This window comes from Streptomyces sp. NPDC102406, assembly GCF_044765725.1.
Taxonomy (GTDB): domain Bacteria; phylum Actinomycetota; class Actinomycetes; order Streptomycetales; family Streptomycetaceae; genus Streptomyces.
Genome location: NZ_JBIWKP010000004.1, coordinates 517,400 through 528,964, shown reverse-complemented (window position 1 = coordinate 528,964; position 11,565 = coordinate 517,400). Strand labels below are relative to the sequence as shown.

13 protein-coding genes are annotated in these 11,565 nt (G+C 70.5%); all 13 read left to right on the top strand.

Going from position 1 to position 11,565, the window contains the following annotated elements:
- Window positions 1-385: 385 nt before the first annotated feature.
- The 13 genes from ACIRF8_RS20560 to ACIRF8_RS20500 all read left to right on the top strand — a co-directional run bounded on the left by ACIRF8_RS20560 (window position 386) and on the right by ACIRF8_RS20500 (window position 11,561).
- Window positions 386-676 (top strand): hypothetical protein, encoded by a 291-nt coding sequence (locus tag ACIRF8_RS20560; protein WP_404216809.1) that lies wholly within the window; start codon window positions 386-388, stop codon window positions 674-676.
- A 166-nt stretch (window positions 677-842) separates the two neighbouring features.
- Window positions 843-2,222 carry a B12-binding domain-containing radical SAM protein gene (locus ACIRF8_RS20555; RefSeq protein ID WP_404216808.1) on the top strand — a complete coding sequence of 460 codons (1,380 nt, stop codon included), beginning with the start codon at window positions 843-845 and terminating at the stop codon, window positions 2,220-2,222.
- Window positions 2,219-3,088 carry a hypothetical protein gene (locus ACIRF8_RS20550; RefSeq protein ID WP_404216807.1) on the top strand — a complete coding sequence of 290 codons (870 nt, stop codon included), beginning with the start codon at window positions 2,219-2,221 and terminating at the stop codon, window positions 3,086-3,088. Before ACIRF8_RS20555 ends, ACIRF8_RS20550 begins: the two co-directional genes overlap by 4 nt.
- Window positions 3,085-4,356: a hypothetical protein gene (locus ACIRF8_RS20545; RefSeq protein ID WP_404216806.1), complete on the top strand. Its 1,272-nt coding sequence runs from the start codon at window positions 3,085-3,087 to the stop codon at window positions 4,354-4,356. Before ACIRF8_RS20550 ends, ACIRF8_RS20545 begins: the two co-directional genes overlap by 4 nt.
- Complete coding sequence (locus tag ACIRF8_RS20540; RefSeq protein WP_404216805.1) at window positions 4,340-5,368, top strand: radical SAM protein; 1,029 nt, start codon at window positions 4,340-4,342, stop codon at window positions 5,366-5,368. Before ACIRF8_RS20545 ends, ACIRF8_RS20540 begins: the two co-directional genes overlap by 17 nt.
- Window positions 5,365-6,654 carry an MFS transporter gene (locus ACIRF8_RS20535; RefSeq protein ID WP_404216804.1) on the top strand — a complete coding sequence of 430 codons (1,290 nt, stop codon included), beginning with the start codon at window positions 5,365-5,367 and terminating at the stop codon, window positions 6,652-6,654. The genes ACIRF8_RS20540 and ACIRF8_RS20535 overlap by 4 nt, the downstream gene beginning before the upstream one ends.
- Complete coding sequence (locus tag ACIRF8_RS20530; protein ID WP_404216803.1) at window positions 6,651-7,997, top strand: AMP-binding protein; 1,347 nt, start codon at window positions 6,651-6,653, stop codon at window positions 7,995-7,997. The genes ACIRF8_RS20535 and ACIRF8_RS20530 overlap by 4 nt, the downstream gene beginning before the upstream one ends.
- Entirely contained in the window at window positions 7,994-8,341 is a 348-nt protein-coding gene (locus tag ACIRF8_RS20525) for a phosphopantetheine-binding protein (protein WP_404216802.1), read from the top strand. The genes ACIRF8_RS20530 and ACIRF8_RS20525 overlap by 4 nt, the downstream gene beginning before the upstream one ends.
- Before the next feature lie 17 nt (window positions 8,342-8,358).
- Entirely contained in the window at window positions 8,359-9,075 is a 717-nt protein-coding gene (locus ACIRF8_RS20520) for a 2OG-Fe(II) oxygenase (protein WP_404216801.1), read from the top strand.
- Window positions 9,076-9,121: 46 nt separating this feature from the next.
- Window positions 9,122-9,901, top strand: a complete 780-nt coding sequence (locus ACIRF8_RS20515) for an aspartyl/asparaginyl beta-hydroxylase domain-containing protein (protein WP_404216800.1) — start codon at window positions 9,122-9,124, stop codon at window positions 9,899-9,901.
- A 179-nt stretch (window positions 9,902-10,080) separates the two neighbouring features.
- Window positions 10,081-10,500: an aspartate 1-decarboxylase gene (panD, locus tag ACIRF8_RS20510; protein WP_404216799.1), complete on the top strand. Its 420-nt coding sequence runs from the start codon at window positions 10,081-10,083 to the stop codon at window positions 10,498-10,500.
- Between the two features lie 20 nt (window positions 10,501-10,520).
- Window positions 10,521-10,874: a GNAT family N-acetyltransferase gene (locus ACIRF8_RS20505; protein ID WP_404216798.1), complete on the top strand. Its 354-nt coding sequence runs from the start codon at window positions 10,521-10,523 to the stop codon at window positions 10,872-10,874.
- 39 nt (window positions 10,875-10,913) lie between these two features.
- Window positions 10,914-11,561 (top strand): aspartate/glutamate racemase family protein, encoded by a 648-nt coding sequence (locus tag ACIRF8_RS20500; RefSeq protein WP_404216797.1) that lies wholly within the window; start codon window positions 10,914-10,916, stop codon window positions 11,559-11,561.
- The last annotated feature ends 4 nt before the right edge of the window (window positions 11,562-11,565 follow it).

Below are 11,565 nucleotides of genomic sequence, written 5' to 3'. Positions count from 1 at the left end.
CCGCCCCCGGGCTGTCATCCGGGGGAGGGGGTTCCGGTGGGAGTCAAGTGGGGGGATCTCGCCAATAGGTGGCCTGTGCATGAACCTTTCGGAGTCGGGGGAGGTGGCGACCGCATGCCTCCTGTCCTGCGTTGACAGTGGTATCGGCAGATCCGGAACCCCTCCCTCCATGCTGCATGTATGAGCCAAACATGTGGGGCGGTGATGACTTTCCGTGGGGCGCACATGAAGATCGGCGGAGTCGCAAGGAGGGCTCGATCGTGGGTGGTCGGCCGTGAAGGCAAACGGTTCGGCTTGCGACGTTCGGCCGCCCTGGGCCGGCTTTTCTGCGGCTTGCCATCCGCCGTTGCTGCCTGTCCCTCGATATGAGGGAAGAGGAGGACACATGTCACAGCAAGTAGTTGAGTACTCCGCCGAACAGATCGCCGAGGCCGACAAGGCCGCCGCCGCCATGGAGGCGCTCATCGAGCGCCTCAGCCAGGACGAGGACTTCGCGGTCCAACTGGCCAACAACCCGCGCGAGGCTCTCGAAGGCTCGGGCATGGTGATGGAGAAGGAGGCGGTCCAGGCGCTCATGGTGACTGCCCCGGAGCGCTTCGACAAGCTCTGTGAGTCGCTGTTCGACCTCGTCGACTCCGACTTCCTGCACGCCATGACGGCGCCCTCCTGCGCCTGATCGGATCACCGGCGCCGAGGGGCGGCGCGTAGCGCTGCGCTGACCGCCTCTCTTCCGCACGCGCCGGAAGAGCAATGCAAGGAGGGCGGGGGCAGGTCGCCTTGTGCGCCTGCCCCCGCCGCCCGTCTGCCCGTCGAGTACCCAGCGCCTTCCAGAGAGGACCGACATGGCCCGCGTCGCATTGGTCAATCTGGCCAGTCTCCCCATGCCCGGCAACGAGCCAATCTTCCCGATCGGGGTGCGGTGCGTTCAGGACGCTCTCGACCTGTCCGGCCACGAGACCCGGCTGATCGACTTCGTCCAGGACCCCGCAGCCGTGGACGACCTGGCGTGGGCCACCGAACCCTGGGACGTCATCGGGTTCACCATCCGCAACATCGACCCCATCGACCTCTCCTGCGATGGACACGTCGAGCACTACATACGCTTCCTCGACAGGGTGCGCGCGGCCCTCGACGCGACAGGCCGGCCGCGCCCGCTGCTGGTCGGCGGCGGACCGGGTTACACCCTGTTCGCCGACCAACTGAGGCCGCTCCTCGGCTTCGACGTCGGTGTGATCGGCCCCGGGGAGCAGGCCATGCTCGACATCCTCGCGGCCCCGGAGAAACACCGCGGACTGAACAAGAACATCACGGGCCGCCGCTACGAGGGTTTTCTGACAGAGGTGCTCCAGCACCCCGAACCGCTCATGAAGGTCTATACGCGGTTCGAGGGCGCGATGATCGGGGTCGAGACCCGCAGGAAGACCTGCTACCAGGGGTGCGTGTACTGCCCGTACGCCTATCTCAACGGCGACAACAGCGGCGACCTGAAGCCTCTTGATCTGATCGCCGCGGAACTCCGGGCGATCCACGCCTCCGGCATCCGCCGCGTCTTCTTCACGGACGGGATCTTCAACAGCGAACTCCGGTTCGCCAAGCAGGTCGTCCAGCTCATCAAGGAGTTGGGGCTGCCGGGGCTGACGTGGTCGGCGTACTTCACCCCCAAGCCGTTCGACGACGAGTTCGCCGCCCTGCTGGCCGAGAGCGGTGTGGAGTTCGTCGTCATCTCCCCGGACAGTCTCGACGACCGGGTCATGAAACTCCTCGGCAAGACCTTCGACACGCGGCACGTCGACCGCTGTCTCGAACGGTGCCGCAAGCACGGCATCCCGGCGCGGGTGAACGTCGTCTTCGGTGGGCCGGGCGAGGACGCCGCGAGCGTGCGCAACAGCATCGAGTACATCAACTCCAAGCTGCACGACGGCGAGTTGGTCATGCACGTCGGCTACCGCGTGCTGCCCCAGACCGGGATGGCCAGGCAGCTCGGCATGCCGGACGAGGACCTGCTCGCCCCCACGTTCTACCCGTTCCACCCCGACACGTTCTCGTGGATCATCCGTGATCTGGAGAACCGCTTCATGCCGCCCAGCGTGCTCTTCAACTTCATGGCGGCGCGCAGCTCCAGCAAGCGCATGGCCAAGGTGCCGCTGCCCGCCGATTCGCTCGAGGCGGCGCCCACGGAGTTCCCGTATCTGGCGCTGAGCCGAGAGCTGCCGCTCGCGTGAGCGCCACGTACGAGAACAAGCACGAGAAGCGCTCACCGGTACAGGCCGGGCCGGTGCGGAGGCTGACGGCCGACGACGCCGAGGGCGTCCTTCGGATCGTCGACCTCGAAGAACTGGACTCCGCCGCCCTCACGCGCGAACTCGCCCGCCCCGACGACTACCTGTGGATGGGCGTCGACCTGCCCGACGGCCGGCTGGGCGCCGTCCACCGCAGCATGCGGTGGGGCGACCACCTTCTCCTGAAGGGCGTCTTCGTAGATGAGCCCCTGCGCGGCAGCGGCGCCGCCCTGCAACTCGCCTTCGCGCTCCGTGACACAGCGCGCGCCGAGGGCTACGCGGGACTCGCGGCCTGGGTCGAACCGCACAAGCCCGAGGCAGCGCTCGCCCACATGCTGCGACTGCGGTCCGCCGGACCCCTCGTCCACCGCTTCGACATCCCCCTGCCCCCCGACCTGCCCTCCGACGGCCCGTACGCCGGAGGAGCCACCGCCCCCTCGAACGGCCGGCTCGTCGTGGAACCGGCGACGTCCGCGCCGCCGCTGATCGCCGACCTCCTGACCGGCGACGCGTGCGCGAGCGTGCGGTGGGTCCACGACCGGCACCGGCTCGTCCTGAGCGGCTTTCCCGCCGCCTCCGTCTCCGACCTCGGGCAGGTGCTCCTCGCCGCGGCTCCCCCGGCCAAGGCCGCCGGGGCTCGGCGCGTGGAGCTGCCCGTGCCTGCCGCCGACCTGCCCGCGGCGTTCTTCCTGGCGTCGTTGAAGGCCCATCGTCTCAGCCGCACCCCCGTCCGGCTCGGGCGCACGGACTTCCGCGCCACGCGTCGAGGACACGCCGTACAAGAGCTGAAGGAACAGGTCCGCGCATGATGCCGAGCGAAGCACGAGCCCTGGCCCTTCAGCCCGATGAGGAGAAGGCGCACGCCGAGCTGTCGCGGCTCGGCCTCGACGCGGCCCGCCTGCGCGCGTTGCTCGGCGCCCCCGACGACCGTCCTTGGCGGGCCTGGTCGGACACCGTGGAACTCGTGGACGAAGCGAGCGGCCGACGCACCGACATGGCGGTCCACGTACCGCCCCACCGGCCCGGCCGACGCCTCGGCGCGCTGATCGTCCTGCACGGCGCGGGCGGCACCGGCGAGCAGATCCTGCCGTACTTCACCGCCCTCGGGGACCGGCTGTCCCTCGCGGTCGTGGCGCCCACCGCGACGGAACCGGCCGCGCCGACGCACCACCTTGACGTGGCGGGCCTCTTCGGCAGCCGGTTCCGCATGCCGCGCTGGGACCTGACCGGCCAGGACTTCCCGCACGCCGCCCTGCGATGGGCCCGTACCGTGCTGGGCGCCGACCCGGACCGCTGCGTGCTCGCCGGCGTGTCCATGGGCGGACTGGCCACCTGGAACCTCGGCATGCGGTTCTGGCACTCCTTCGCCGCCGCCGTCCCGCTCAACGGCGCCCTCTCGATCTGGGAGTCGTTCGGGCCGGACCCGAGGACACGGGCACTGCTGCCCAATACGCTGCCGCTCCCGCTCTTCGTGATCCATGGAGCCGAGGACACCCAAATCCCGCCCCAGTTCGACCGCGAGTCCGTCGCCACGCTGCGCGAGCTGGGACACCACGACCTGGAGCACGCCGAGATCCCGGGCGGCGCCCACGGTCTGGACACCCTGGGGTTCACCGAGGCCAGCCCCCTGTTCCTGCGGCTGGAGCGATGGCTGAGCCGGGCCGGGCGCGCACGGCCGCCGCTGGAGATCCGCCACCGCGCCGACCAGGACGCACACGGCCGCGCCCACTGGGTGGCGCTCAGCGGGATCGCCCCCGAGACACGGGGCGAGATCCACGCTCGATGGATCATGCCGGGGCGCATAGAGATCGAGACGAGCGGCGCGCGGCACGTCACGCTCCACCTGCGCGGCGACCGGCTCCCCGCTGGTAGCGCGCTCTCGGTCACCGTCAACGGCAGGGAGTCCACCGTGGCCTTCACACCCGACGCGGACACGGTGCGCCGCACCTTCCGGGACACCGCCGACGCGGGACTCGTCGCCGAACAGGTCGTCCACCTCGACGTACCGCGACCGTCCCGCATCGAGCCCACCGAAACGAACGAACACGCGAGGTGTCGCAATGCTGACTCGATCTGACATCCGGGCGTACCTCACCGCCACGGGCCCGGCCCAGGAGGAACTCTTCGCCGAGGCCCGGCGGCTCAGGGAGGAACACTTCGGGCCGACCGTGATCCTGCGCGGCGTCATCGAGATCACGAACGTGTGCCGGGTGAACTGCGACTACTGCCCGATGCGGCGGGACAACACACCAGAGAACGACCACTACTTCATGAGCAGCGACGACATCGTCGCCCGCGCCCGCGCCATCCGCGACGCCGGCATCGACATCGTGCTTCTCCAGGGCGGCGAGACTCCGCGCAACGTCGCCACCCTGGAGCACGCCATCCCGCGTATCCGCGAGCTGTTCGACGGGCGCGTCGAGATTCTGCTGAACCTGGGCAACCTGCGGCGCGGCCAGTACCAGCGCCTGCGCGACCTCGGCGCCACCAGTTACATCCTCAAGCACGAGACGAGCGACCCCGACCTCCACCAGGCGATCCGCCACGAGCCGCTGGAGATGCGCCTCCAGTGCTTCCGTGACCTCGTGGACCTCGGCTACCGGGTAGGCACGGGCCTCATCTCCAGCCTCCCGGGCCAGACCCTGGACAGCATCGTCGACGACATCGAACTGGCCGAGGCGCTCGGTGCCGACATGTGCAGCGTGGCCCCCTTCGTCCCGGCGCCCGACACCCCGTTGCAGCTCGAGCCCGCCGGTTCGAACGAACTCGCGCTCAACACGATCGCCGTGCTGCGCCTGCACCGGCCGCAGATGCTGATTCCGTCCGTGAGCGCGCTGGAGAAGACCTCCGCCGGCGGCCAGTCCCGGGGCCTGGAGGCAGGCGCCAACGTGATGACCGTCAACTTCACCGGCGCCGACGACCAGCAGCGTTACCTGATCTACGGCAAGGACCGCTACGTGGTGAGAAAGCAGCATGTCGAGGAGCTGACCCGGGCCTGCGGCCTGCGCCTGCGCGGATCGGTGTTCCTGGACCCCGTAACGAGCACCGACGTTCCTGTGGGGGCGGGTGCTGGAAAGCCGGTGTCGTGAACCACCCCGTAGACCTGCACTCCGTATCCTCCACGAACTTCAGACGCTTCTGGTTCGGCCAGACTCTTTCGCAGTTCGGGACCCGCATCGGCACCCTCGGGCTCTCCGTCACCGCCGTCGAGCTGCTGGACGCCGACACCCGCCAGGTCGGCGTGCTCGCCGCCGCCTCCACGGTCTGCTACCTCCTCATCGGCCTTCCCGCGGGCGCGTGGGTGGACCGGCTGCTCAAGCGCAGGACGATGATGTGGGCGGCGCTCATCCGGTGCCTGGCCATTCTCATCGTCCCGCTGCTCTGGCTGACCGGCGGCCTCAGGATCGAGGTCCTCTACGGAGTCGCCGTCCTTGTCGGCGTGGTGAGCGTCTTCTTCGACGTCGCCTACCAGTCGTACGTACCCGTGCTGGTGCCCGAGCAGGAGATCGGCGCCGCCAACTCCCGCCTGGAGGCGACCGCCCAGGTCTCGACGCTCGGCGGGCCGGCGCTCGCCGGCCTGCTCATGCGGGTCGTCAGTGCCCCCGTCGTCATGCTCGTGGACTCCTTCACCTATCTCGTCAGCTTCCTCTCCCTCAGCGTGACCAAGGACGCCGAGCAGAAGCCCGTACCGGTCGCGGGGAAGGGGAACCGGCTGCTCGCCGACATCGCGGAGGGGCTGCGCTTCGTCCGGGACCAGCCCGTCATCCGGCGGCTCGCGGTCTCCATGGGAGTCTCCAACTTCTTCGCCACCGTGGTCTCGACCCTGGTGCCCGTCCTTGTCATCCGCACCATCGGCTTCGACTCGTTCATGCTGGGGCTCGTCATGACCTGTGGCGCCGCGGGTGGCGTGCTGGGGGCGCTGCTCGCTCCCAAGGCCCGACAGCGCTTCAGCGCCGGGACCGTGATGGCCTGCGGCCTGCTCACGGCCGCGTTCTTCACCGTCGCCAACCCCCTGGCCGCCGTCCTCGCCCCCCACAGCAAGCCGGCCGCGGGCGCGGTGCTGCTGCTCGGCGAGTTCGGCCTGACCGTGGGCGCGCTCCTCTTCAACGTCACGCAGGTCAGCCTGCGGCAGACCCTTTGCCCCAAGAATCTTCTGGGCCGTATGAACGCCTCGGTCCGCTTCGTCGTCTGGGGCAGCATGCCGCTCGCGGCGCTCCTGGCGGGCTGGCTCGGCTCGGCGATCGGCGTCACGGCCACGCTCTGGGTCGGCGTGGTCGGCAGCCTGGCCACGGTCCTCCCGATCCTCACCATCGACCGGCTGATGGACCTCCGTACGGACGCGACGCGGGCGCAGGAGACGGAGGCCGTCCGATGACCGCCCCGCGACGGCCGGATCTGGTGGCACGGGTCCTCGACCACCGGGTCCGGGTGGACGGCGAGCGCGTGGACGCGGCGGAGTCCGCCTTCCACCGGCTCACCGAAGCGCTACCGCGCGCCGGCGTCCGGCCCGGCGACATCGTCGTGCTGGACGGACTGCACGGCCGAGACCTGATCGTCGCCGCCCTGGCCGTCTGGCAGTCGGACGCCGTGCCCCTGCCCGTGCCGCCACAGGTCCCCGAGGCGGGAGCGGCGGAAGCGGCGGGAGCGAGGGGCGACGGCTGGGAAGGGGCCTGCCGCATCACCCGGACGCTGTCCGTACTGCCGGCCACGACCGCGCTCCGGGACGACCGGCTGGCGACCACGGCGGTGCTGCACCTCAGTTCCGGCAGCACCGACCGCCCGAAAGTCGTCCGCCGCGGAGTCGCCAGCGTGTTCCAGGACGCGGAGGGCTACCGGCAGGGCCTCGGACTGAGGCCCGACGACCGGGTCGCGGTACCCGTACCGCTCGCTCACTCCTTCGGCTGGGGCGTCACCGTCGCCGCGCTCCTCGCCGGGTGCGATGTCGATGTCACCCCGCTCGTCCGGGCGGGCACCCTGGCACGCAAGGCCGACGCCGGGACCGTGTCGGTGCTCGCCGTCACCCCGCCGGTGGCCCGCCTTCTCGTCGAGACCCGCCGCACCGGCTCGGCCCGCCCCCGGGCGGCGATGGCCGGTGCCGGCCCCGTACCGGCCGAACTGGATGCGGCGTTCAGGGACCGCTTCGGCGTCCCCCTGCTGCGCGGATACGGCTCGACGGAGACCGGAGGCACCTTCTTCGGGGACCGTGGCATCGGCCGTCCGGTACCCGGGATCGACGTCCTCGCACCCTCGCCGGGGGAGCGCGGTGAACTGGTGCTCAGGTCAGCCGCCCCGGTCGAGGGCCGCCTGGACGACGAGCGCGGGCCTCTCAGCGAGTGGCACACCGGTGACATCGTCCGGCACGACAGCGACGGCTGCCTGTACTTCGAGGAGCGCGCCCGCGGGCCCCTCCGCCTGAACGGCACCTTCATCAAGGCGGACCTCACACAACGCCTCCTGCGCCGCGTCCACGGCGTCCGGGACGTCTTCCTGCTGGTGCTGCCGCGCGAGGACATGCCCGAGTTCGAGGACTTCTTCGCGGTGGTGGAGGGCGGTGCCCCGGCTGCGGATCTGACTGCCGCCCTGACTGCGGCCCTGGCGGGGGCCGAGGCCGAGGTGCCCGTGCCTCGCGTTCTCGTGTGCGAGCGGCTGCCGAGGACCACGGTGGGCAAGCCGGACCGGCAAGCGCTGATCGACTGGGTACGGAGGGTGGGCGTATGACGGACCTCGCACAGCCCGAGCGGCTCAAGGAGTGCGAACTGCTGGTGGCCGGGCTGGTCGTGCAGGCCATGTCCGAACGAGGGATAGAACCCCCGGCCGCACGGGACCTGGCACAGGACGCCGAGCTGCGGACGCGCGACCTCGCTCTGCTCGGTCTGAGTTCGCTCGACTGGATCGCTCTCGCGACCAGGCTGGAGGAGACGATCGAGGCGGAGCTCCCCGACGAGGTGCTGGTCACTCCCGAAAGCCGCTCCGTGGCGGGTTGGGGTGCCGCGGTCCTCGCCGTGCGCCTCACCGAGCTTCCGGGCGCAGGACCCGAACCGATGACTCCTCGGACCCAATGACCTCGGAGGTGGGGATCGTGCAGGAAACAGAGCAAGGGCGCCGCTACATCGTCGTCGATGACTTTCTGAGTCCGCAGGACTTCGCGGCGGCGCAGGACCTCATGACGAACACCGCGTTCACACTGCGGGAGAGCGTGATCTCCCCGGAGGACGGACCGGCCCACCGCTCCCGGGGCGCGCGCTTCAGGCACGACCTCGGTCTCCCCGACACCCCACGGCAGCCGGGGGTGTACGAAGAGCTGGCCCGTACCGTCCGCGCGTACGCGCACTTCTTCGGCGAGGCGGGCGCCGACTGGGACAGGATCTCGTTCGCCTTCTGGAAGTACCCGGCGGGCAGCCGGCTCGGCTGGCACAACGACGCCGGCCTGGGCAGGCAGGGCGAGTTCATTCTGTTCCTCCACGACAAGTGGCGACCGTCCTGGGGCGGCGAGCTGAAGCTGGTCGACGAGGACCCTCTGCCGGCGACCGAAGCCGAGAATGCCGAGAAGGATCTGGTCCTGCGCATGGAGGCACGGATCGCCCGCAGCCGGACCAGCCCGGTCGCGATCGTGCCGAGACCGAACCGGCTGGTCATGGTCAAGGCGGACACCGTGCACACCATCAGCCGCGTGGACCACACCGCGGGCGACGCGCTGCGCCGCACGCTCACCGGCTTCGTCGCCAAGAGCCCCGTACGCGCACGGACGCGGGAGAGCGCGCTGGAGAGCCTCAGCGCGCTGCTCACCGCCGACTGACCTGGACCACCCGCTGGACCGAGACCCCCGATGCCTGGAGGACGACATGCAACCGTGGCTTGCCGAAAGTCCGGCCTATCTGGAGCGATGGATCGATGAGCAGGGAGTGGACAGGGCCTCGCTCGAACGGGTGATCGGCGGACTGGAGATCGCCCTCCAGGGAGAGGTGAAGGAACACGTGAGCGGCGGGCAGGCGCCCAACCTCTTCGTACCCGGTCTCACAGAGAAGGCATGGTGGGACAACCAGGACTTCCCGTGGCTGGCGGGCGTGGAGACAGCCACGCCCGACATCAGGGCGGAGTTCGAGAGCCTGGGGGGCCTCACCGGGAAGAGAGTGGTCGCCAACCCGACCGAACTGGCCGACGAGGGCCGCTGGTCGGCGCACTACCTCTACTACTCCGCCAAGTCCTACCCGCGGAACCTCAGCGCCTGCCCCGCGACCGTACGGGCACTGCGGCCCGCCCCCGGGGCACTCGGCTGCGGCATGACGTACTTCTCCGTGCTGGACCCCGGCACCCACATCGCGGCGCACACCGGCTTCACCAACGCGCATCTTCGGTGCCACCTGGGCCTTGTCACTCCCGAGGGGGCGCGGATGCGGGTCGGTGACCGGACGAGGACGTGGGAACCCGGCAAGGCGTTCGTCTTCGACGACTCCTACGACCACGAGGTGTGGAACGACAGCGACCAGGGGCGTGCCGTCCTCCTGTTCGACATCTGGCACCCGGAACTGACGGAGATCGAGGTCAGAGCGATCTCCTACCTGATGGAGGTCTCGCGCAAGCTGATCTACCGGTCTTTCTGGACGAGGGAATTCGTCGCCTGATCCGGGCCACGCCCTGATCCGCCGTACCTGGATGGCGCAGAAACGCGCAGGCGGGAATCCTGAACACGGCAGCGCACAATTCTCCTGGAGGCCTTCGGGCCGACGGCATGCCGTTGTACAGTGACGAACGCCCTTGACCTGCACAAAGCAGGCAGGGAGCCGTCCTCAAGGAGTCCAAAGTGCTGCGTACTCTGTTCAAGTCCAAGATCCACCGCGCCACCGTCACCCAAGCCGACCTGCACTACGTCGGCTCCGTCACCATCGACGCGGATCTGCTCGACGCCGCCGATCTGCTGCCGGGCGAACTCGTGCACATCGTCGACATCGACAACGGTGCCCGCCTGGAGACCTACGTCATCGAGGGCGAGCGCGGCTCCGGTGTCATCGGGATCAACGGGGCGGCGGCCCACCTCGTGCACCCGGGCGACCTGGTCATCATCATCAGCTACGCCCAGGTCGACGACGCCGAGGCGCGCAGCCTGCGCCCCAGGGTCGTGCACGTGGACCGGGACAACCGGATCGTGGCGCTCGGCGCGGACCCCTCCGAGCCGGTGCCGGGCAGCGACACCGAGCGGAGCCCCCAGGCCGTCTCCGCCTGACCCCTTCCCAGGAGCGCCCCATGAGCGACATCGAGATCCACGACGACCGCGACCGGGGCCTCCTGGCGGCCCGCGAGGGCGGCGGCGACGGCGGGATCGTCGGCCGCATCCAGTACTTCGTCCTCGACGAGCCGCGCCCCGCCCTCGTCGCCGCCCACACGCTCGTGGAACCGGCGCACGAGGGCAAGGGCATCGCCGGGTCGCTCGCACGCGAGCTGTACGCCATGGCGGCCCGCGAGTCGGCCGCCGTCGCTCCGCTGTGCTCGTTCGTCGCCCACTGGGCCGAGCGCCACCCCGGCGAGGCCCCGCCCGCACCGCCGGAACTCCTCCGGGCCGCCCGGGAGGCCCTCGCCGCCGACCCCGGAAAGTGGTGACCACGCGCACGGCCCGGGACAGGCCCTAGGGTGCCAGGCATGATCCTCACGCTCCTGCACACCTCACCCGCGCACATACCGGTCTTCGACGCGCTGCGCGACGCCGGTCACCCCGGTCTCACGCTGCGCCACGTCGTACGCGAGGACCTGCTGGTGCGGGCGGGGGAGAGCGGCCCGGACTCCGTCGCCGAGGACGTGCGTACGCTCCTGGAGGCGGCGGAGCGGGGCGGCGCGGACGCCGTGCTGTGCACCTGTTCCAGCATCGGTGCCGTCGCCGAGGAGCTGGCGCCCGCGCTCGGCGTGCCGGTGCTGCGCGTGGACCGTCCGATGGCCGCTCGGGCCGTCGCCGCGGGCTCCAGGATCGTCGTCGTCGCCACAGTGCGGAGCACCTTCGCGCCGACCGCCGCCCTCGTCGCCGAGGAGGCCGCGCGGGCCGGGCGCGCCGTGGACGTACGCACCGTGTTCGTCGAGGGGGCCTGGGACCGTTTCCTCGCCGGTGACCGGGAGGGCTACCTCGGCCGGGTCGTGGCCGCCGTAGACGCCGTCACCGGCGCCGACGCGATCGTCCTCGCCCAGGCGTCCATGGCCGACGCCGCGGACCGCGCCCGCACCGCGCTCCCCGTGCTCTCCAGCCCGCGCCCCGGACTCGACGCCGCCGCCGCGTGCGCGACCGCCCAAAAGGCGTAGCTCA